The sequence below is a fragment of the Pedobacter terrae genome, from assembly GCF_036946585.1.
GTDB lineage: Bacteria > Bacteroidota > Bacteroidia > Sphingobacteriales > Sphingobacteriaceae > Pedobacter > Pedobacter terrae_C.
Genome location: NZ_JAQIIV010000005.1, coordinates 190,521 through 210,717 on the forward strand (window position 1 = coordinate 190,521; position 20,197 = coordinate 210,717).

Here is a 20,197-nt window from a genome sequence, read left to right on the forward strand (position 1 = left end):
TTATGATCCCGGAATTGATCAACTCTTAAATTCCGGGATCAACTTTATTTTGCAGTTGATATTATTGCAACAACCTCCATTCACTTAATTGCAAATCTACACTCCCATTATTGGCAGTAATAAAAAGCTTATAATATTTGTATGCGGTAGTGTTTGAAATCAATATTTTTTTTGTTTGCCTTCTTAAGCTAAAAGTTTCGTTACTACGGATATCGAGTTGAGTATAATTCGTACCATCGTTAGATCCCATAAGTTTCCAGCTTTTCGGATCACGATCCGGTGCATCGTTCCCTGCAGTAATAGTATATCCTTTTACTACCTGACTGCCAGGAAAAGTGAGTTGTGCCCAAAAAGTGTTAGGGTAAGCTCCCAAAAAGAACTTGGTATTATAATAACTATCCGAAAGTTTAGCAGAACCTTCAGCTGCAGCAGCACCGCCAGCATTTTCGTTACTCACACTCACAACTGCCTGGCTGCTTATATCTTTCAGGTATGTTACACCGGGAAAGGCAGTTTTTGCCGCATTTAACTGTGCCACCCAATCATTACCCTGCTCATCCAGGTTACCAAAAGCGCTTAAGGCAAGTGGCTTTAAATCCATTCCGGTTGCGCCGCTCCAAAAGTGGATGAACTCGCCATAATTCATTGATCTTGAAAAGCGCTGTATATTGGTTTGTCCATTATTAACTGTTTGTTTAGGAAAATACTGTGCTAGCAAGCTGAAATACTTATTTAGTGAAGATGCATCGCCCTGTTGCGAGTAGATAGGAAAAAACCAGTCTCTAAACCAATACGTTTGCGCACGTGGATAGCTTTCCGATCCATTGGCGACCAAATTATACCAACGTTGCACATCAGCCGAACGGTTAAGACCAATGTAAACATCATAAATGTAAATTTCCATCCATTTACTATCGTGCCATATACCAAAGGCAGGCGAATTAAGTACATTGCGTGAAGCACCTTCTACAATATGACCCACCTCATGTGTGGTAAGATCCAGATCGTTACCTGTCCCGCTTAGCCAGGCACTTGTGCTCGAGGATCCCACATCGATTACATTTCGGTAATCGTGGCTGGCATCCATGTAAGTGCTGGGATGCCCCCCGCTATATTTTCCGGTATGAAAAATGGCCCATAATCGAGAGTCTGTACCAAACGACCCATATTTACTTTTGGTGTAATTCCAAACCTGAGCTAAATACGTATTGGGCCAGGTAACCGTACTGCTTACATCATTATCGTGGTAAACTACAATGCTCGTATCGTGGTAAAACCGTTGCAATACCTGCACATGGTCAAACCAATGTTCTTGCCAGGTAAGCGGAGGATCGGCAAGCAGGGTGTTGTTCACCTTTGCCACGGCAGTTTTTGTAATTGCAGGTTGAGATTCTTCCAGTCCTTTTTTGGAACAAGAGAGTAAAGCTGAGAAAATCAGCATGCCCAAAAGGATAATCCGTTTGTTTTTCATCTGTTTAGATTGTTTTAATGTTAGAAGGGATCTCTTAAAGTGGTTAGTAAGATCACAATCTATTTCATTGGGGTTAATATTTAGGTTGAGTTGATTCCTTAAATTATGTAATTGTGTTTCCCCTGCTGTTCTCTATTCACAAAATGATAAATTGATATATTTGGCTTTACTAAAACGTTTTATAAATAAATGAAAATTTAATCCACCTGTTTTGAGGTGGATGATACCTAAAGTTAGACTTTCGGATTACAAAGTCATTATTGTACTTTAAATATTACAATTAAACAAAATAGAAACTACTCTGTAAAATTTCATCAAACAAAAAGTTTGAAATCCTTGTTTGATGTTAAAAACAGATCATGAACGTAAAACGAACTTTCGGAACGATATTAACCATTTTAGGAATTATCGGCTTAATTTATGCCGGATATGGCTTTGTTAACCACAGTCAAAACAACAGGGGATTGCTGGTTTATGGAATAATCGGATTAATTTTCTTTGTATCGGGCATTGGCCTGGTAAAAAATACAAAGGATGAAGGCTAGATCAAGCTTTCATCCTGAATATTGGCACACTGAAATTAATTGAGCTGTAAGCATCCAATCGCAGTAATGTCACTGTTTTTTCTTCTGTTTGATGATCTGGTACTGGCTAAAGGCAACCAAACAACCTGCAAGGATAATAATTCCTGCAGATAATAGGTTTTTAGGATTTTGATTGATGTAGTAAGCTGCTGCCAACACTAAAATTGCTGCAGCAATACCTATAATGTAATGAAGTATTAATCCTGTTTTCATACGACAAATATTCTGAAATAATTTGAAATTGATGTCGCAGAAGATTAATCTTTTAAACTGATTCTGTTATCAGCAAATTTCAGTTGATGACCAATGAAATCAATATCTGTCAGTTCTTTAATCCTTTTGAAGGCGCTATAGTTATCATCCAGGGTTAAACGGTTAATTTTATCCTGTTTGATAGAGACAACATCGGCATAGAGAAAATCACCTTTTGCATTTATTTTTAGCTGAAGTAAAGGTGCAATACCATTATTGCCTTTTAAACTGAACATTCCATAGGTACAAAAATTACCCAAACTGTAAGCAATGAATTTATTCTTATAAACCTCAACGGCACGGGTTACATGCGGACCATGTCCAAGTACAACATCGGCACCGGCATCAATAACCGCATGTGCAAAGGCATAAACGTTACCCCGGTTTTCTTTGTAAAAAATTTCGTTCTTGCGCGGAACGTGTTCAAATCTTGCACCTTCACCTCCACCATGAAAAGAAACAATTACAATATCGGCTATTCGTTTTAGACGGGCCACCAGTGCGTTTGCACTATCAATCTTATTAATCGATACTGTATTTTCATTTGGCGCAAATGCACAGAAGGCATACTTGACACTATCTTTTTCAAAAACTTCAAAAGGTTTGTTTACCTGCCCGGCATAATGGATCTGTAGCGAATCTAAAATCTTTGCGGTGTTTTTCCTTCCCCTTGCATCAAAATCACCAACGTGATTATTGGCGATGCTCAAAACATTAAATCCCGCTTCTTTATATATCCCGGCATAGCGCTCCGGCATTCTAAAAGCATAACAGTTGTTCGGATTAATGCCATTACATTTGTTTGAATGGCCTGAGTTCAGAAAACAGCCCTCAAGGTTGCCAAAAACGATATCTCCTTTTAATAAACCATCAACCGCCTCGAAACTGTTTACAGCATCGTCAGGAGGGAGGTTGGCTTTGGTAGGAAAAGCAGAGCCTAGCATGATGTCTCCAACAGCGATAATGGAAATGGTATCCTTAATTTTCCTGATTACGGTATCCTGCCTGGTTACTGGTATGGTAACCTGTGCATTATTGCTGGTGCAACTAATCAGGATTATAACAACTAAGGGTAAGATTAGGATGGTATTGATGCGCTTCATTAGGTTTTTATTGTAATCGTCATCTCGACTGGAACGTAGTGGGATGCCCGCCTTTGCGGACAGGCAGGGAGAGATCTATTAGATAGATTTCTCGACTACGTTGCATTCCGCTCTAAATGACGGATTGGAATTGTGTTCAATAAAAAATCCCCCGAAATTTCTTTAGGAGGATTGTAATTTTATTTGGGCAACCGTTAACTGAATATTGTGAACTGTTAACTGCCAACTGAATTATTCTACTGTAAACTCTTTCTTAAACGATTCTAAAACGCGGCCACCTTTGTAAAAGTAACGGCTGTAATAAGGTTCGTTAAGGTTACTGATGACCACCCCACGAGAACTTGATGCATGTGCAAATCTGTTATCGCCCAGGTAAATGCCTACATGCGAAATGCTTCTGCTTTTAATTTTGAAGAAAACCAAATCGCCTTCTTTTAAATCTTCTTTTGATAAGGGATCTACCATGCTGAAAATATCGCGTGAATTTCTTCTGATGGTGGTGTTGAAAACTTTATCGTAAATGGCTTTAGTGAAAGCCGAACAATCGATGCCTCTTTTGGTGTTTCCACCGTAACTATATGGCGTTCCGATCCATTCGTAAATAAACTTGTACAGCTTTAAATTCGAAGTTGCATCTACTGCAACACCCATTACCTGCGAAAAATATTGCGATGCAAGGTTATCAGGATCATTTAATTCTTTACCAGATTCTTTTGTTTTTGTCTGCGCAAATGCGGCCGAGAGCGTACAGATAGCAATTAGAGTAGAAAACAAAAATTTTTTAATCATGTTATACAGTTATGTTTGGGTATTCACTTACACATTAACGTACACCACATGGGCTTATTGTTGGTTGTCAAAAGTATTAATTATACAAATGTTATCCAAATGTAATGTTAGAAAAAATGAAAGTTATCAACATTCACGTCTTTTAGCCGCCCGTTTGATTACAATTTTCTCAGAAAAGCCATGAATTTTATTAAATGTTTCTTTTTAAATTTTTATCATTAACTGTAAAAATCCATTATTTTTAAATTATGGATATGAGTAGATATGCAGAATTAAATTTCAGATTAAATTGATTCCATATTATCATAAAGGGAATTGATTTAATTATAAAAAATCCATGTTAAACCGACATTGACAGCAGCGGATTATATTTAATTGTAAAACAACTGTTAAATCTGATTATAACCCTAATACTATGATGTTTTTACATCAAAAAGTGTCAAAAATTGCAATAAAAAAATTAGATTTGCTGTCGCAAAAAAACAAATACCCTAAAATGAGTGCAGTAGAAATAAATAAAGATACCTGGTTAAAGTGGTTCGAGTCGATGTTGCTGATGCGCAAATTCGAAGAAAAAACTGGCCAGTTATACGGACAACAAAAAATACGTGGCTTTTGTCATTTATACATTGGGCAAGAAGCTGTAGTTGCAGGTGCAATATCTGCAATGCAAAAAGGTGATTCAATGATTACAACATACCGTGATCATGCTCACGCCTTAGCTTTAGGAGTTAGTGCCGATAGTATTATGGCAGAAATGTACGGTAAAGCTACAGGTTGCTCTAAAGGTAAAGGTGGTTCAATGCACATGTTCAGTAAAGAGCATAACTTCTACGGTGGCCATGCAATTGTTGGTGGTCAGATTCCATTAGGTGCCGGCGTTGCTTTTGCAGAAAAATACAAAGGAACTGATAACGTAAATATTTGTTACATGGGCGATGGTGCGGTGCGCCAGGGTGCATTAAACGAAACTTTCAACATGGCGATGCTGTGGAAATTGCCTGTTATCTTCGTTTGCGAGAACAATGGTTATGCCATGGGTACTTCAGTGCAACGTACCACTAACATGACTGATATTTATAAAATAGGTTTAGGTTTTGATATGCCATGTGCACCAGTTGACGGTATGGATCCGGTTGCGGTACACAATGCTATGGACGAAGCCATTCAACGTGCACGTAAAGGTGAAGGACCTACTTTCTTAGAAATGAGAACTTACCGCTATCGTGGTCACTCGATGTCAGATCCTGCAAAATACCGTACCAAAGAAGAATTAGAAGATTATAAGGCAAAAGATCCTGTTGAGCTAGCCAGAGAAACTATTTTGAGAGAAAAATATGCAGATCAGGCCTGGATTGAAGAAATAGAAGCTAAAGTAAAAGGAATTGTAGATCAGGCAGTAAAATTTGCTGAAGAATCTCCTTGGCCTGATGCATCTGAATTATACAAAGATGTATATATGCAGGATGACTATCCTTACGTAATGGACTAATATTAATAAGATTTCAATTAATTAGATATAATGGCTGATGTAATTAAAATGCCCAAAATGAGCGACACCATGACCGAAGGGGTTTTGGCGAAGTGGCATAAAAAAGTGGGCGATAAAGTGAAAAGCGGCGATGTTTTGGCAGAAGTAGAAACTGACAAAGCAACAATGGATATGGAATCTTATTGGGATGGCACTCTTTTATACGTTGGTGTAGAAGAAGGTCAGGCTGTTCCTGTTGATGCCATCATGGCCGTTATCGGTAAAGAAGGCGAAGATTATAAAGCGGCTTTAGAAGCAGAAAAGTCAGGAAGTCAGGATTCGGCAAGTCCGGAAGCTGAAAGCAAAAACGAGGCTCCTAAAGCAGAAGATAAAAAAGAAGAAGCAACCCCTGCACAAGGTGGTGGTTTAAGCGAAGAAGAATTGGCTGCTAAAGGTGTTACAGTGATCCGTATGCCTTTGTTAAGTGATACCATGACTGAAGGCGTAATTGCTGAATGGCATAAAAAAGTTGGTGACAAGGTTAAAGATGACGATGTTCTTGCTGACGTGGAAACTGACAAAGCAACTATGGAAGTTATGGGATATGCAACCGGAACGCTATTGCATATCGGTGTGGAAAAAGGTCAGGCTGCCAAAGTAAATGGAATTATTGCTATTGTTGGCCCTGAAGGGACTGATGTAAGCGGAATTTTGGCAGGCGGTTCAGCACCGGCTCCTAAAGCTGAAAGCGAAGCACCAAAAGAAGAAAAACAAGCTGCAAGTGCTGATTCAAGTTCATCTGCTCCTGTTGCAGAAAATTCTTCAGATAGCCGCGTTAAAGCATCTCCTTTAGCTAAGAAAATAGCTAAAGACAAAGGTATTGATTTATCGCAGGTTGCAGGAAGTGCAGAAGGTGGCCGTATCATTAAAAAAGATATCGAAAACTTTAAACCAGCTGCAACGCCTGCAAAAACAGAATCTGCATCAGCTCCGGCTGCAGAGAAAGCTGCTGCACCAGCGCCAGTGATTCCTCAATTTGTAGGTGAAGTTAAATTTACTGAACAGCCAGTTTCGCAAATGCGTAAAGTAATTGCAAAACGTTTAGCAGAAAGTTTATTTACAGCGCCACATTTCTATTTAACCATTAGCATTGATATGGACAACGCAATGACTGCACGTACAGCTATTAACGCAGTTGCTCCTGTTAAGGTTTCTTTCAACGATATTGTGATTAAAGCGGTTGCCGTTGCATTGAAAAAACACCCGGCTGTTAACTCATCGTGGGGTGGCGATAAAATCAGATTTAACGAACATACTAACATTGGTGTAGCCATGGCCGTAGAAGATGGTTTATTGGTGCCTGTAGTACGTTTCGCCGATGGCAAATCTTTATCACATATCTCTGCTGAAGTAAAAGATTTTGGTGCTAAAGCAAAATCCAAAAAATTACAGCCAGCAGACTGGGAAGGTTCTACTTTCACCGTATCTAACTTAGGTATGTTTGGTATTGATGAGTTTACTTCAATCATCAACTCTCCAGATGGTGCAATTTTATCTGTAGGTGCAATTCAACAGGTACCCGTAGTTAAAAATGGTGCTGTTGTTCCTGGTAATGTAATGAAACTTACTTTAGGTTGCGATCACCGCGTGGTTGATGGCGCAACTGGTGCACAATTCTTACAAACATTAAAAGGTTTATTAGAAGAGCCAATCAGGTTATTAGCCTAACCAGTTAGCAATTTACAGTTTTCAGTTTATACTGACTACATAATAAGAAGCCATCCTAAAAAGATGGCTTTTTTGTTTTTAAGTTTTAATGAAAACTTTCCCGCAGATTCCGCAAAGAATGCAGATATTCAAATATGCGATTTCTTAGTAACGAGCCCGAAACTATTTATCAAAGGCCATTCACTTTTCGTCACATAGAACTGATATATCTGATGAATTTGATAAGAAATTCTCGCAGATTTCGCAAATAACGCAGATATTCAGTTATACGATTTCCAGGCGATGGCCAGAAACATTTATCAAAGTCCATTCACTTTTCTCCATATAGAACTTGATATATCTGATGAATTAAAATTAACAAGTAACCCAAGTTTTAGCCCAGAAAGTTTGAGATACGTAAGTACTTGTTTGTGATGAACTGGAGCAACAGTTTCTACAGAATTAATTTCGATAATCACCAAGTCGTTTATCAATAAATCTATTCGATAGCCAGTAGCTAATATTATGTCTTCGAATACAATTGGTAATTGTACTTGTCGTTTGACTTTTAAACCACATTCATCTAAAACATAAGATAACACTGTTTCATAAGCAGATTCTAATAAACCTGGCCCTAATGCATGGTAAACCTTAAATATTGCACCCCTAATTTGGTAGGAGATATCATTCTCATCCATAATAAAAAATGTTTAATCTTTTTAAGCCAGGATGATTAATTAAAAATACCATAATCCAATTAATAATAAAAGTAATGTTGGGCTCATTGAACAATAAGATAATTCTGCGCTGATCTTCTTAAATCTGCGGGAAAAAATCATTATGCCCTGTTTCGTGTCTGCACGAATCGCTCATCCAAATTCGTCAAATATTTAAACCCTTTTCCAATTACATTGTTAACTATTGAAACACCCAAAAATCATGGACAAAGAAAAATTGATACAAGAAGCTTATCTGGTTGCACATACAATAGAAGAAAACGACGATTTTCCCAACAATCCAAATTTGCCCTTGATGATATATAAAGGTACATTCAGGTTACAACCCGATGATACTGCAGAGGTAATAAAAAAGGTTTTTGCACAAAATGGTTACACCAATTCCTGGGTGGATGGCATCTTCGATTATCACCACTATCATAGCAATACACACGAAGTCATGGGGGTATTTTGTGGTAAAGCCGATGTACAGTTTGGTGGCGAGCACGGTGTTTGCATTGAGTTGGATAAAGGTGATGTCGTAATCATTCCTGCCGGAGTAGCCCATAAAAAACTAAACTCAACCGATGACTTCACGGTTGTTGGCGCGTATCCGAATGGCGCGGATTATAATATTAAATATGGCAAGGCTGAAGAGCGTCCTGAAGCAGATGAAACCATTGCGAAGGTAAAAAATCCCGATAGCGATCCTGTTTACGGAAGCAAAGGGCATTTATTTGAATGCTGGTATGGGCAGAATTGCGGAAATGTGTAAAACTCTTTTGTTGCAACCGTCTAAAATTCTTTAATTTTCGGGTTTTAAATACACTATCCCTCGTATAAATGAATTTTCGATATATATGTTCAGCATTAGCCCTCTCTGCAACTTTATTAACTGCCTGCTCGGGCAAAAAATCTGAAGAGAAAAAGGAAGCTGATAAAAAAGTCCGTAGCAAAGAAGACGACAAGTCGGATAGCCTTTTATTGGTTTATAATCCGCAAAAAGGCGACAAATGGATTGCTGACTTTGTAGATAACCTTCATAAAAAATATGGATTTAATGGTAATATGCTGGTAGCAAAAGATGGAAAAATTCTTTATGAAAAAGCGATCGGCTGGGCCGATTACCTACACCGCGACAGCTTAAAGATCAATTCGGAGTTCGAACTGGCTTCCATTACCAAAACATTCACTGGTACAGCAATTATGCAACTGGTTGAAGCCGGGAAACTTTCATTAAACGATGATGTAAAAAAGTTCTACCCTAACTTCCCATATGATGGCATTACGGTAAAGCTGTTACTTTCGCACCGTAGCGGTATGATGAACTATGTTTATTTTATCGATGACATTTGGCGTAAAGAAAAACGTAATATGAAAAAAGGGGTTACCAATCAGGAAGTGATGAACGTTATTGCCGAGCGCAAACCTAATCCATACACCAAACCCGATAACCGGTTCCATTATAACAACTCAAATTTTATGGTACTGGGTGCCATTATAGAAAAAGTAACCGGACAGCGTTATTCTCAATATATGATGGAACATGTGTTTAAACCAGCCGGGTTAAAACATACACATGTATATAGTACAACAGAATATGAAAAAATCCCGGTTGATGTAGTTGGCCACGACCGTACCTGGCGTTACTCTGTAGCGCAGAACTTTTTGGATGGCCCCGTTGGGGATAAAGGCATTTATAGTACCGTACATGATTTAGTATTATTTGATAAATATTTAAAAAACGGTAGATTATTGACTAAAAAAAGCCTCGATTCTGCTTATTTAGGTCGCAACAAACCAGTAAATGGCCATTTTAACTATGGTTATGGCTGGAGAATGTTCGATGGCGAGAATATGGACAAAGTGGTATACCATACGGGTTGGTGGCACGGTTTCCGCCATATTTATGTAAGAGACTTAAGTAAAAATATTATCGTTATATTTTTAGGCAACTTAACAAATGGCAGCTTAATGCATTTGGATGATCTTTACAAGCATTTGAATATGCCAATTATACGTAAAGGTGCATACCATGGCAACGGCAGTTTGCCAGGCTCAGACGAAGATTAGATTTATGGCAAAAACAAAATGGATAATCGGACCAAGTACATTAACCATCTATCCTAAAAGAAATTTAAGGATTATTGGTATCATTTTTTTTGTACTATTTGCAGCCTTCATTTTCTTTTTGTCAAGATCAATGCAAGGTTATTCTACTGGTTTTACTTTTGGGTATTATGGCTTTCTTTTATTAATTCCTTTAATGCTGATCTTTGCTGCCGAAACAAAGGTAATTTTTGACGGAAGCAGCAGGATTTTATATAAAAGGATTGCGTTTTTACCAATTGGGTCAATTCCCTTTGATGATATCGCCTCAGTAGAACCATACGAAATTTTAGGAAGCAGCTTTAATTATAAACTGTTCAGAAAAAGTAACCGCCACGGCAGGGGCTTACAGGTTTCTGCCGGATACAGCAAAGCATCTGATGCTAATCTGATCGCGTTTCAACAGGAGGTATTGCCAAAAATTGATGAACTCGTTTTCGCTTATGCACCGGCAAGCCCTAAACAGACCATTTACGATTTTAAATTTTTCAGAGAAGAGGGTGGTGTTTACCTATTGCGCGATAACAAAATCGGAAGTTTTATTTTTGGATTGATTTTCATCGGAGCTACGGTTGCTATATTGTTTAGTCCAGATTTTTTTTCAGGGGAAGGATCCTTTCAAAAAGTACTAATTACTTATTTCCCGGCGCTAATCGGCTTGGCACTTCTTTTCGCAGCTACCTCCAATGTCCGCTTTGATAAAAACCAGAGGAAGGTGATCCGTTCAACCTTTAAGGGCCGTTTTAATAAAGAATATCCCTTTGATGACCTGATCCGTTTTCAGGTGATCCGTAAAACCACCAATTTTATTTATTCTGGTACTGAAGTTAGGGCAGAGATTTTTTTGCCTGCCAAAAACAAAACCATCACTTTAAACCTTAAAAGCTTTATAGGCACTAAAAAAATTGAGCACTTCCTTGATGAGGCCAATACGATTTTAGGCCGGATTTAGTTTCATTATAAAAGAAAACGATTATGTTCGACAAATTATTTGCGGCACAACAAAAAGCCGAGGAAATTAAAAAACGCCTGGATACCATATCGGTTTATGGCGAAGTTGAAAATGGAGCCATAAAAATTACGGCAACGGCAAACAAAACCATTACCGGGGTTGCTATTGATGAAGACTTTTTAAAAGGCGCTGATAAAGAAGAATTGGAAGAGCTGTTGCTCACCGCTATCAACAAAGCGATTGCAAGCGCCGAACAAGTAAGCGCAGCAGAAATGCAGGCATCAGCACAAGATATGTTAGGTGGCTTGGGCGGCATGTTTGGCCAATAATATATCATCAAAATTAATTCTGGTACTTAAGTCAACCTATTTGATACTAAAACCATGAAATATACTTATTACGGCCAGTCATGTTTCTTATTGGAAACAGCTGGTAAAAAACTTTTATTCGACCCGTTTATATCACACAATCCATTGGCGAAAAACATCGATATTAAAGCGATTGAAGCTGATTACATTTTGGTGAGCCATGGCCATGCCGACCACGTAGCCGACCTGGTTGAATTGGCTAAACAAACCAAGGCTACGGTGATTGCGATGCCTGAGGTTATTGACTGGGTTTCAAAACAGGGTGTAGAAAAATTACACGGAATGAATTTTGGGAAATTCACATTCGATTGGGGAACCGTAAGAATGGTACCTGCCACCCATTCATCTAGCCTACCTGATGGAAGTTATGGTGGAAATCCTGCTGGTTTTGTGCTTGAAGTGGACGGCAAACAAATTTATTTTGCAGGTGATACAGGTTTAACCATCGAGATGAAAGTTCTGGCTGACATTTACAATCTGGATTATGCCATTTTACCCATTGGAGGAAATTATACGATGGATGTTGATGATGCTTTGATTGCAACGAAATATTTCGATTGCGACAAGGTAATCGGCGTACATTATAATACTTTTCCTGTGATTGAAATTGATACCCAAACTGCATTAGATAAATTTGTACGGGAAAAGAAAACTTTGTTATTACCAGCAATTGGTGAAACGATAAGTTTATAGTTTAATGCGCATTATAAATACGCCGCTCGAACGGTCGTGATTGCAAATCACGACCAACGAAAGAACCGTCATTTCATCTGAAGTGCAACGAAATGGAGAGATCTATCTCGAGGTAGATCTCTCCGCTACACTGCGTTCCGGTCGAGATGACGATTTTTTTTTGCGGCGTGCACGCTTAGAAAGTAATCCATGTGGTCTGAAAACAAAAAAGGGCCTCCAATTTCAACTGGAGACCCTTTCAAATTATAAACCTGAACCTAGTTCTTTTTAGCAGCAGCTTTATTTGCTTTGTAACGCATATCTGCGGTTCCATCTTTTTTGGTTGGACCAGCAACTTTAGTTACTGCTTTTGCTTTATTTTCTTTAAAACGCATATCTGGTGTACCGTCTGCTTTTACTTTAGTAGTCGTTTTAGTTTCTACTTTTTTAGCTTCTTGTTTTGCACCTGCTTTAACTGGTGCTGCTGTGGTTTTTACTTCTTTTTTTACAACGGTTTTAGCTTTAGCCGGAGTAGCTGTTGCCGGTGTTTGAGCAAATGCTGTTGTTAAACCAAATGCTGCGATTGCGATTAAACTCAATAACTTTTTCATAATTTTTAGATTTGTTTTTAATTGTTATGAAGCTTCTTCGTTTCACTCCGAGGTTTCATAATTTTTGTTTTACTCGTTTATTTTGCTGATATAAAATTCCTGAATCGATATGAAGTTTTAATGAAGATCACAAACATTTTTATTTAAGATAGGTGCGCCCAGTGTATTATCATTTTAATGTGCAGCCAACCAGTTTTCACCCTCGCCAATTTCTACCACGATTGGTACAGTTAATTTAATGGCATTAGCCATCTTATCCTGTATAATTGCTTTTATCACTTCTTTTTCAGATTTAACCACGTCAAAAACCAACTCATCATGTACCTGCATGGTCATGGTTGATTGCAGGTTTTGTGCTTTCATCTCTTTGTGGATATTGATCATGGCAATCTTGATCATATCGGCTGCAGAGCCCTGTATAGGCGCGTTAATGGCATTTCGTTCAGCAAAGCCCCTTACGGTTTGATTCGCCGAGTTAATGTCTCTTAAATAACGTCTTCTTCCCATTATGGTTTCTACGTATCCATTTTCTCGTGCAAAATTCATGGTATCACTCATGTAACGTTTAATGCCAGGGTATTGTGCGAAATATTGTTCAATAATATCGGCTGCTTCCTTACGCGGAATACCTAAATTCTGCGATAAACCAAAGGCAGATTGCCCGTAAATGATTCCAAAGTTTACCGCCTTGGCATTTCTACGTTGTGTTCCATCTACTTCTTCAATACTTACGCCATATACTTTGGCTGCAGTTGCTGTGTGAATATCAATCCCCTTGCTAAAAGCATCAAGCATGTTTTCTTCCTTACTGATCTCGGCAATAATGCGCAATTCTATCTGCGAATAATCGGCCGATAACAAAATGTGGTTTTCATCCCTTGCGATAAAGGCCTTGCGTACTTCTCTTCCCCGCTCGGTACGGATGGGGATATTCTGCAAATTAGGATTATTGGAACTTAACCGACCGGTTGCGGCAACGGCCTGATTGTAGGATGTATGCACCCTGCCCGTTTTAGGATTAACCATAAGTGGCAGCGCATCTACATAGGTTGATTTAAGTTTCTGTAACTGACGGAAATCCAAAATATCTTTTACAATATCACTTTTACTGGCGAGGGCCGTTAAAACATCTTCACCGGTTTGGTACTGCCCGGTTTTGGTTTTTTTGGCTTTAGGGTCTAGCTGAAGTTTATCAAATAGAACTTCTCCCAATTGTTTTGGTGAAGCCAGGTTAAATTTAATTCCGGCTTTGTCATACACATTCTGTTCAAATTTGATAATTTCAGTCTCCAGCTCTTTAGAATAGGCCTGTAAAGTTTCGATATCAATTCGAACGCCTTCTTTCTCTATATCTGCCAATACATAAACCAAAGGGTTTTCAATTTCCTCGGCAAGTTTAGCTGCATTTAATTCTTTTAATTTTGGTTCAAAAATGTGTGCCAGTTGCAATGTTACATCAGCATCTTCAGCAGCATAATCTACCACATCAACCACAGGAACATCACGCATGGTAAGCTGGTTTTTACCTTTTGCCCCGATTAGTTTGGTAATAGAAATTGGCGAGTAACCCAGATAGTTCTCTGATAGCACATCCATCCCATGGCGGGTGTCCGGATCAATTAAATAATGCGCCAGCATGGTATCAAAAAGCTTTCCTTTTACCGCTATGCCATACCATTTTAAAACCAGGATATCGTATTTGGTATTCTGACCGATTTTCTCAATATTCTCATTTTCCAATACCACTCTAAATTCATCAACAATTAACTGCGCTTCTTCTCTTTCAGCAGGAACCGGAATATAATAACCTATTCCAGGTTTAATAGAGAATGACAAACCCACCAAATCGGCCATGTTTGCATCCGTACCAGTCGTTTCGGTGTCGAAGGAGATCCGCTGCTCAGCAAGTAACAATTTAATCAGATCGGCACGCTGCTCAGCCGAGTCAACCAGCTGGTAATCATGTTCGGTATTATCAATGGTTTTAGCAGGCAGTTTTTCTTCGGGCTCTTCTTGTAGCGTATTGGTGTACTGGATGGCTTCTCCTGATTGATTGCCAAATAAATCTGTTTGTGTACCCTCTTGAAAACGTGCTGTGGTTACCGAAAATTCATCACCAAATACCCTGCGCCCTAAAGTCCTGAATTCTAATTCAGTAAATAATGGTTCTAATAAATCGCGGCTCGGATCACAGAGTTCTAAACTGGCTTCATCCAGTTCAACCGGAACATCCAATAAAATGGTAGCTAGTTTTTTGGATATCAAACCTTGCTCAGCAAAATTTTCAACGTTTTCGCGTTGTTTTCCTTTTAGCTCGTGTGAGTTGGCAATAATGTTCTCCATCGAACCATATTGTTTAATCAGCGCTTTTGCGGTTTTCTCCCCAATCCCCGGAATACCAGGAATATTATCTACGGCATCACCCCATAAACCCAAGATATCAATTACCTGTAATACGTTTTCGATCTCCCATTTGGCCAACACTTCTTTTACTCCCAATATTTCCATATCGTTGCCCATACGGGCAGGTTTGTAAATGAAGATATTTTCAGAAACCAACTGTGCAAAATCCTTATCAGGTGTCATACAATAAACCTGATAACCCTTTTGTTCTGCTTTTTTGGCCAGTGTACCAATAATATCATCTGCCTCGTAACCATCAGAGGTAATTACAGGAATATTAAAACCGGTAATCAATTTAAGTACATAAGGCATGGCTGCAGCCAAATCTTCGGGCATGGCCTGGCGGTGTGCTTTATAGGCTTCAAAAGACGTATGCCTTTCAGTAGGTGCATCGGTATCAAAAACAACTGCAATATGTGTTGGTTTTTCTTTCTTTAGAACATCCAATAAGGTATTGGTAAAGCCCATTACTGCAGAAGTATTAATGCCTGTTGAGGTAAAACGCGGATTTTTACTTAATGCAAAATGCGCCCTGTACATCAGCGCCATACCATCTAGGAGAAAGAGTTTTTTATTCATGTGATTACACTGATTTAATGATTACACCGAAAAGATGAAATCTCTGATAAATTAATCAAAGTTAATAATCTACAGAACTATAACACGAAATTTTATGAACTGTATCTTAAAACCCGTTAAATTGCGTTTGTTTTTAAATTGCATAGATATGAAAAAAGCCACAGCCCTGTTATTACTGATTTTTGCATCGGCATCTACCATTTTTGCACAAGATTTTATCGTTAAAAACAACGACGATGTTATCCGTGGAACGATAAAAGGCACGGATTATTTTTCTGTTTTTATCAGTGCCAATGATGAAGCCGATGTGATTTTGCCAGCAAAGGACGTTAAAAATTTCTTCTGGAATGGAGATAGCTTTGTGAGCAAAGGTTTTGCAAATGGGCGCAATTTCGAATATCGTTTTGTTAAGGTAATCGAAATGGGAACTGTTAATCTTTATTCTTTTGGTGGAGGAACCCTGGTACCCTCAGGCAAAAGAGAAAAAGGTAAAATTCAGACCTTCCATTGGGATTGGAACAGGCACCGGAGGTTTTGGTGGCATGGGTATGGGCGGGGGCATCAGCATCGGCGGTGGACGTAACACCGCACCAGAAAGACCTGCAGGCGCACCTGCTGTTCGCTACTTTATCGAAAAACCTGGTGCTGGGCCTTTACAGGAGGTGCCGATGAAAGCAATAACTGATGACTCCAAAAAACTGGAAGTTAAAAATATCCTGTTACAGAAAATAGGCGATCAACCGGCTTTAAAAGCTAAAGTTGAAGCCGGAACAGATTTTAATAGCAGAGCTGTTATTGAATGGGTAAAGGAGTATAACGCGACAAAGAAATAGAGCTAGGATTAACAATAGATTTTAGGATTGCAAGATCGTTTCTGATCAACTATTAAACCAAATTACCTTGCGCAACAGTTTAACAAGTGGTCGTTTATCATGCCAGTTGCCTGCATAAATGCATAGCAGATGGTTGTGCCAAAAAACTTGAAGCCACGTTTTTTCATGTCTTTACTGATTTGGTCGGATAGTTCGGTTCTTGGCGGAACATCGCTCATTTTCTCCACGTTGTTTAAAATGGGCTTACCATCCGGAACAAAATTCCACATGTATTTAGAAAAACTGCCAAATTCTTGCTGGATCTTCATAAACAGCCTGGCATTGGTAATGGCACCATTCACCTTTAAACGGTTACGGATAATACCTTTATCGTTCATTAACCTTTCTACATCTTTGTCGGTAAAAGCGGCAACCTTTTTCACATCAAAACCTGCAAAGGCTTTACGGTAGTTTTCGCGTCTTCTGAGAATAGTAATCCAGCTTAAACCAGCCTGTGCACCTTCTAAAATTAAAAATTCAAATAAAATTTGATCATCGTCAACAGGTTTTCCCCATTCTTCATCATGGTATTTAATATAGAAGGGATCGGAAGTGGCCCAGCTACAGCGTTTTGAGTTTGGAGTTTTTAGTTGGTAGTTTGGGGTTTCCATACAAAATGCTAAACAGGTTTAATAAAAAATTTTTCTGGGTTATTCATCATATAAACCAAGAGTTTTGCAACTTCTTCTGCTTGGCTATTTAATAAACTAAATTCATCATCAGAGATGTAATTACATGCCAAAGCGAATTCCAGCCAAGTTTGAGTTTCTCCATTTTCCGTGTCAGCATCGGAAAGCTTACTCACAAAATGGTTTGGATATTTCCTCTTTCTATAGGCTTCCGCCAAGTTTGCACAAACACTTCTCGAACATCTCCTAATTTGATCTGTTAAACTATATTTTTCTTCTGGCGGAAACCTTTTAGAAATATAGAAAATTTCCATGGAAAGCTTAAATCCTTTCTGATAAGCTAATAAATCTTTAATCGTTCCCATATATAAATATAAGAAAATTCAATCCTACATTCTTATATCTGAATGCATTCCCTTTCAAAGTCATGACTCCGATCTGGAACATGCAAGGAACTCCAAACGCTAAACTCCCAACTCCGAACTTAGTTCATCCCAATACTCCACAGCCCTCCTGTAATGAGGAATTACAATGCTACCACCAACTAAATTTGCGATCATGAAAATTTCGTTCATTTCATCATGGTTTACACCTGCATCGAAACATTTGCCCAGGTGGTATTTGATGCAATCATCGCAACGCAAAACCATAGAAGCAACAAGCCCCAACATTTCTTTAGTTTTAACATCCAAAGCGCCATCGGCATAACTGGTTGTATCAAGCGCAAAAAAACGTTTGATATTTGTATTTGCTGTTTCCATAATCCTATCGTTCATTTTTTCACGATAGCCGTTAAACTCTTCTACAAGCTTTCCCATGTATAATTAATTATTGAATGAAAATTTTTTGAATGAGAGCGTGACGATAATACTAATTTATTCAATCAAGGTTGATTTCTTCCAACGGATTCCAGAATACTTTTTTAAAGTTGACCACCTTATCGTTTTTTACTTCAACACCTTCTTCTTTCAGTAATTCTTCCATTAACTCCGGTGGCTTAAAATGGAACTTCCCGGTAAGCAGCCCGCTGCTGTTTACTACCCGATGTGCAGGCACCTGGGGATGAGCGGTTCCAGCATAGAGCATGGCATGCCCAACCATTCTTGATGATTTCGCTGCACCTAAACTTTTTGCGATAGCCCCATAAGAAGTAACCCTTCCTTTCGGGATTAACCGGGCAATCTCATAAACCTGTTCGTAAAAGTTGGTATTCATTATTCAAAAGAAAATTGAATATAATTAATATTTTTATCGTGCAACAAGTATTTTTTCTCGTAATAGGTTTTGATCGACAGTACCTCATCAACCAGATCTGAAGTATACAGATGATCGGTCTTTTTATGTACAGGCAAATTCAATTCTGCAACTTTTTCGCAAGTGTAAGCATACAACTGATCGTTATCTGTCTTCAAGTTAACATATCCGCCCGGTTTCAACACCAGCTTATAACGGTTCAGGAATGCCGGAAAGGTTAAACGTTTTTTCTCGCGGCTATCCTGTAGCTGTGGGTCGGGAAAGGTGATCCAGATTTCGTCGATCTCTCCTTCATTAAAATAATCCAGTAGGTTTTCAATCTGTATCCTTAAAAAAGCAACGTTATCAATCCCATCTTCAATGGCCGTTTTGGCCCCTCGCCAGATGCGGTTACCCTTGTAATCTACCCCAATAAAGTTCTTCTCCGGAAATAACCTGGCCAGATTTACCGAATATTCGCCTTTTCCACAGGCCAGTTCCAGCACAATAGGGTTTGCATTTTTAAAATGTGCCGAAGCCCAATTTCCCTTTAAAGCTTTCCCTTGTTCTAATTGATATACGTTTGCAAATGTTTCAATTTCAGCAAAACGCCTAAGTTTATCTTTACCCAAAAGTTTTTTCTGCAAAAATACAATTAAATCGATAATTGGAGTTTCTTTTGCCATAAAGATTAGCGCCAATTTTGTTCAGGAATCGTATTTTTGTAATCTATAAAAATTACAGTGGAAAAAAAACGAAAAAATATATATTGCAGGCCATCGTGGCATGGTCGGTTCGGCCATTTACCGCAAACTGCAAAAGGAAGGTTACGAAAACATCATTACCAGAACTTCAGCAGAGCTTGATTTGCGCAACCAGCAAGCGGTTACCGATTTCTTTGCAGCAGAAAAGCCAGATTATGTTTTTCTTGCAGCAGCAAAGGTTGGCGGCATCGAAGCCAATAATACCTACCGGGCCGATTTTCTTTATGAGAACTTAGCTATACAAAATAACGTAATCCACAATGCTTACATAAACGATGTTAAAAAATTGATGTTTCTTGGCTCAAGCTGTATATATCCTAAAATGGCTCCGCAGCCCTTGAAAGAAGATTATCTTTTAACAGGCACATTAGAACATACCAACGAACCCTATGCCATCGCCAAAATTGCAGGGATCAAAATGTGTGATGCCTATCGCGATCAATACGGCTGTAATTTTATCTCCGTGATGCCAACAAATTTATATGGCTTTAATGATAATTACCACCCTCAAAATTCGCATGTTTTACCCGCTTTGATCCGCAAGGTACATGAAGCAAAAGTAAATGACAAAAAAGAAGTTGTGGTTTGGGGTTCGGGTTCACCCATGCGCGAATTTTTATTTGCCGATGATTTAGCCGATGCCTGCTATTTCCTGATGCAAAATTATAATGAAGCAAATCTAATCAATATTGGCACCGGACACGATTTAACCATCAAAGAACTGGCTTTAATGATCAAAGAGGTTTTGGGTTTTGATGGCGAACTGGTATTCGATGCTACTAAACCAGATGGTACACCGCGTAAATTAATGGATGTGAGTAAACTCCACAGTTTAGGCTGGAAACATAAAATTGAACTTAAAGAAGGCATTGCCCTGGCTTATCAGGATTTTGAAAGCCGGTACTAAAACAA

Annotated in this window: 23 protein-coding genes; 11 read left to right on the plus strand and 12 right to left on the minus strand. The window is 38.6% G+C overall.

Annotated features, from left to right (window positions below; all coding sequences use genetic code 11):
* Positions 1–61: 61 nt before the first annotated feature.
* A complete protein-coding gene (locus PGN18_RS09850) occupies positions 62–1,471 on the minus strand; it encodes a discoidin domain-containing protein (protein WP_335319320.1) in 1,410 nt (469 codons plus the stop codon).
* A gap of 359 nt (positions 1,472–1,830) precedes the next feature.
* Between PGN18_RS09850 and PGN18_RS09855 the strand changes: the two genes are divergently transcribed.
* On the plus strand, positions 1,831–2,016 hold the full coding sequence (locus PGN18_RS09855) for a hypothetical protein (protein WP_335319321.1): 186 nt from the start codon (positions 1,831–1,833) through the stop codon (positions 2,014–2,016).
* Positions 2,017–2,085: 69 nt separating this feature from the next.
* On the opposite strand, the gene PGN18_RS09860 is transcribed toward PGN18_RS09855, so the two are convergent.
* The 3 genes from PGN18_RS09860 to PGN18_RS09870 all read right to left on the minus strand — a co-directional run bounded on the left by PGN18_RS09860 (position 2,086) and on the right by PGN18_RS09870 (position 4,199).
* On the minus strand, positions 2,086–2,268 hold the full coding sequence (locus tag PGN18_RS09860; RefSeq protein WP_139222276.1) for a hypothetical protein: 183 nt from the start codon (positions 2,266–2,268) through the stop codon (positions 2,086–2,088).
* Between the two features lie 44 nt (positions 2,269–2,312).
* A complete protein-coding gene (locus PGN18_RS09865; RefSeq protein ID WP_335319323.1) occupies positions 2,313–3,410 on the minus strand; it encodes a CapA family protein in 1,098 nt (365 codons plus the stop codon).
* 231 nt (positions 3,411–3,641) lie between these two features.
* Entirely contained in the window at positions 3,642–4,199 is a 558-nt protein-coding gene (locus PGN18_RS09870; RefSeq protein ID WP_029274974.1) for a C40 family peptidase, read from the minus strand.
* Between the two features lie 496 nt (positions 4,200–4,695).
* Here PGN18_RS09870 and pdhA point away from each other — a divergent pair, with 496 nt between their 5' ends.
* Together pdhA and PGN18_RS09880 are read left to right on the plus strand one after the other, a co-directional pair.
* A complete protein-coding gene (gene pdhA, locus PGN18_RS09875) occupies positions 4,696–5,691 on the plus strand; it encodes a pyruvate dehydrogenase (acetyl-transferring) E1 component subunit alpha (protein ID WP_335319325.1) in 996 nt (331 codons plus the stop codon).
* A 30-nt stretch (positions 5,692–5,721) separates the two neighbouring features.
* A complete protein-coding gene (locus PGN18_RS09880) occupies positions 5,722–7,398 on the plus strand; it encodes a 2-oxo acid dehydrogenase subunit E2 (RefSeq protein ID WP_335319326.1) in 1,677 nt (558 codons plus the stop codon).
* Positions 7,399–7,697: 299 nt separating this feature from the next.
* Here the strand turns inward: PGN18_RS09880 and PGN18_RS09885 are convergent, their stop codons facing one another.
* A complete protein-coding gene (locus tag PGN18_RS09885) occupies positions 7,698–8,075 on the minus strand; it encodes a GxxExxY protein (RefSeq protein WP_335319328.1) in 378 nt (125 codons plus the stop codon).
* A 241-nt stretch (positions 8,076–8,316) separates the two neighbouring features.
* Here PGN18_RS09885 and PGN18_RS09890 point away from each other — a divergent pair, with 241 nt between their 5' ends.
* The 5 genes from PGN18_RS09890 (at position 8,317) to PGN18_RS09910 (ending at position 12,215) form a co-directional block, all read left to right on the plus strand.
* Entirely contained in the window at positions 8,317–8,868 is a 552-nt protein-coding gene (locus PGN18_RS09890; protein ID WP_335319330.1) for a cupin domain-containing protein, read from the plus strand.
* 68 nt (positions 8,869–8,936) lie between these two features.
* Positions 8,937–10,166, plus strand: a complete 1,230-nt coding sequence (locus tag PGN18_RS09895) for a serine hydrolase domain-containing protein (protein WP_335319331.1) — start codon at positions 8,937–8,939, stop codon at positions 10,164–10,166.
* A 4-nt stretch (positions 10,167–10,170) separates the two neighbouring features.
* On the plus strand, positions 10,171–11,154 hold the full coding sequence (locus PGN18_RS09900) for a hypothetical protein (protein ID WP_335319332.1): 984 nt from the start codon (positions 10,171–10,173) through the stop codon (positions 11,152–11,154).
* Positions 11,155–11,177: 23 nt separating this feature from the next.
* Positions 11,178–11,483 carry a YbaB/EbfC family nucleoid-associated protein gene (locus tag PGN18_RS09905; RefSeq protein ID WP_335319333.1) on the plus strand — a complete coding sequence of 102 codons (306 nt, stop codon included), beginning with the start codon at positions 11,178–11,180 and terminating at the stop codon, positions 11,481–11,483.
* A gap of 54 nt (positions 11,484–11,537) precedes the next feature.
* Positions 11,538–12,215, plus strand: coding sequence for a metal-dependent hydrolase (locus PGN18_RS09910; RefSeq protein WP_335319334.1), 678 nt, complete (start codon positions 11,538–11,540; stop codon positions 12,213–12,215).
* A gap of 257 nt (positions 12,216–12,472) precedes the next feature.
* Here the strand turns inward: PGN18_RS09910 and PGN18_RS09915 are convergent, their stop codons facing one another.
* On the minus strand, positions 12,473–12,805 hold the full coding sequence (locus tag PGN18_RS09915; protein ID WP_335319335.1) for a hypothetical protein: 333 nt from the start codon (positions 12,803–12,805) through the stop codon (positions 12,473–12,475).
* Positions 12,806–12,979: 174 nt separating this feature from the next.
* Entirely contained in the window at positions 12,980–15,787 is a 2,808-nt protein-coding gene (polA, locus tag PGN18_RS09920) for a DNA polymerase I (RefSeq protein WP_335319336.1), read from the minus strand.
* Positions 15,788–15,935: 148 nt separating this feature from the next.
* Here polA and PGN18_RS09925 point away from each other — a divergent pair, with 148 nt between their 5' ends.
* Together PGN18_RS09925 and PGN18_RS09930 are read left to right on the plus strand one after the other, a co-directional pair.
* The gene (locus tag PGN18_RS09925) at positions 15,936–16,370 is read left to right on the plus strand and encodes a hypothetical protein (protein ID WP_335319337.1); all 435 of its coding nucleotides are present in this window, start codon (positions 15,936–15,938) and stop codon (positions 16,368–16,370) included.
* Positions 16,330–16,620: a hypothetical protein gene (locus PGN18_RS09930; protein WP_335319338.1), complete on the plus strand. Its 291-nt coding sequence runs from the start codon at positions 16,330–16,332 to the stop codon at positions 16,618–16,620. The genes PGN18_RS09925 and PGN18_RS09930 overlap by 41 nt, the downstream gene beginning before the upstream one ends.
* Before the next feature lie 62 nt (positions 16,621–16,682).
* Here the strand turns inward: PGN18_RS09930 and PGN18_RS09935 are convergent, their stop codons facing one another.
* The 5 genes from PGN18_RS09935 to trmB all read right to left on the minus strand — a co-directional run bounded on the left by PGN18_RS09935 (position 16,683) and on the right by trmB (position 19,153).
* A complete protein-coding gene (locus tag PGN18_RS09935) occupies positions 16,683–17,270 on the minus strand; it encodes a DNA-3-methyladenine glycosylase I (protein WP_335319339.1) in 588 nt (195 codons plus the stop codon).
* A gap of 8 nt (positions 17,271–17,278) precedes the next feature.
* A complete protein-coding gene (locus PGN18_RS09940; protein WP_335319340.1) occupies positions 17,279–17,653 on the minus strand; it encodes a four helix bundle protein in 375 nt (124 codons plus the stop codon).
* Between the two features lie 99 nt (positions 17,654–17,752).
* Positions 17,753–18,106, minus strand: a complete 354-nt coding sequence (locus tag PGN18_RS09945; protein WP_335319341.1) for a carboxymuconolactone decarboxylase family protein — start codon at positions 18,104–18,106, stop codon at positions 17,753–17,755.
* A gap of 61 nt (positions 18,107–18,167) precedes the next feature.
* Positions 18,168–18,503, minus strand: a complete 336-nt coding sequence (locus PGN18_RS09950; protein ID WP_335319342.1) for an MGMT family protein — start codon at positions 18,501–18,503, stop codon at positions 18,168–18,170.
* Positions 18,503–19,153: a tRNA (guanosine(46)-N7)-methyltransferase TrmB gene (trmB, locus tag PGN18_RS09955; RefSeq protein WP_335319492.1), complete on the minus strand. Its 651-nt coding sequence runs from the start codon at positions 19,151–19,153 to the stop codon at positions 18,503–18,505. Before trmB ends, PGN18_RS09950 begins: the two co-directional genes overlap by 1 nt.
* Before the next feature lie 130 nt (positions 19,154–19,283).
* On the opposite strand from trmB, the gene fcl reads away from it, so the two are divergent.
* Positions 19,284–20,192 carry a GDP-L-fucose synthase gene (gene fcl, locus PGN18_RS09960; RefSeq protein ID WP_335319493.1) on the plus strand — a complete coding sequence of 303 codons (909 nt, stop codon included), beginning with the start codon at positions 19,284–19,286 and terminating at the stop codon, positions 20,190–20,192.
* Positions 20,193–20,197 lie beyond the last annotated feature (5 nt).

Bases quoted from the DNA above. Each gene is read 5' to 3' on its own strand.
- PGN18_RS09850 (WP_335319320.1), bottom strand. From the start codon at position 1,471: ATGAAAAACAAACGGATTATCCTTTTGGGCATGCTGATTTTCTCAGCT.
- PGN18_RS09855 (WP_335319321.1), top strand. From the start codon at position 1,831: ATGAACGTAAAACGAACTTTCGGAACGATATTAACCATTTTAGGAATT.
- PGN18_RS09860 (WP_139222276.1), bottom strand. From the start codon at position 2,268: ATGAAAACAGGATTAATACTTCATTACATTATAGGTATTGCTGCAGCA.
- PGN18_RS09865 (WP_335319323.1), bottom strand. From the start codon at position 3,410: ATGAAGCGCATCAATACCATCCTAATCTTACCCTTAGTTGTTATAATC.
- PGN18_RS09870 (WP_029274974.1), bottom strand. From the start codon at position 4,199: ATGATTAAAAAATTTTTGTTTTCTACTCTAATTGCTATCTGTACGCTC.
- pdhA (WP_335319325.1), top strand. From the start codon at position 4,696: ATGAGTGCAGTAGAAATAAATAAAGATACCTGGTTAAAGTGGTTCGAG.
- PGN18_RS09880 (WP_335319326.1), top strand. From the start codon at position 5,722: ATGGCTGATGTAATTAAAATGCCCAAAATGAGCGACACCATGACCGAA.
- PGN18_RS09885 (WP_335319328.1), bottom strand. From the start codon at position 8,075: ATGGATGAGAATGATATCTCCTACCAAATTAGGGGTGCAATATTTAAG.
- PGN18_RS09890 (WP_335319330.1), top strand. From the start codon at position 8,317: ATGGACAAAGAAAAATTGATACAAGAAGCTTATCTGGTTGCACATACA.
- PGN18_RS09895 (WP_335319331.1), top strand. From the start codon at position 8,937: ATGAATTTTCGATATATATGTTCAGCATTAGCCCTCTCTGCAACTTTA.
- PGN18_RS09900 (WP_335319332.1), top strand. From the start codon at position 10,171: ATGGCAAAAACAAAATGGATAATCGGACCAAGTACATTAACCATCTAT.
- PGN18_RS09905 (WP_335319333.1), top strand. From the start codon at position 11,178: ATGTTCGACAAATTATTTGCGGCACAACAAAAAGCCGAGGAAATTAAA.
- PGN18_RS09910 (WP_335319334.1), top strand. From the start codon at position 11,538: ATGAAATATACTTATTACGGCCAGTCATGTTTCTTATTGGAAACAGCT.
- PGN18_RS09915 (WP_335319335.1), bottom strand. From the start codon at position 12,805: ATGAAAAAGTTATTGAGTTTAATCGCAATCGCAGCATTTGGTTTAACA.
- polA (WP_335319336.1), bottom strand. From the start codon at position 15,787: ATGAATAAAAAACTCTTTCTCCTAGATGGTATGGCGCTGATGTACAGG.
- PGN18_RS09925 (WP_335319337.1), top strand. From the start codon at position 15,936: ATGAAAAAAGCCACAGCCCTGTTATTACTGATTTTTGCATCGGCATCT.
- PGN18_RS09930 (WP_335319338.1), top strand. From the start codon at position 16,330: ATGGGTATGGGCGGGGGCATCAGCATCGGCGGTGGACGTAACACCGCA.
- PGN18_RS09935 (WP_335319339.1), bottom strand. From the start codon at position 17,270: ATGGAAACCCCAAACTACCAACTAAAAACTCCAAACTCAAAACGCTGT.
- PGN18_RS09940 (WP_335319340.1), bottom strand. From the start codon at position 17,653: ATGGGAACGATTAAAGATTTATTAGCTTATCAGAAAGGATTTAAGCTT.
- PGN18_RS09945 (WP_335319341.1), bottom strand. From the start codon at position 18,106: ATGGGAAAGCTTGTAGAAGAGTTTAACGGCTATCGTGAAAAAATGAAC.
- PGN18_RS09950 (WP_335319342.1), bottom strand. From the start codon at position 18,503: ATGAATACCAACTTTTACGAACAGGTTTATGAGATTGCCCGGTTAATC.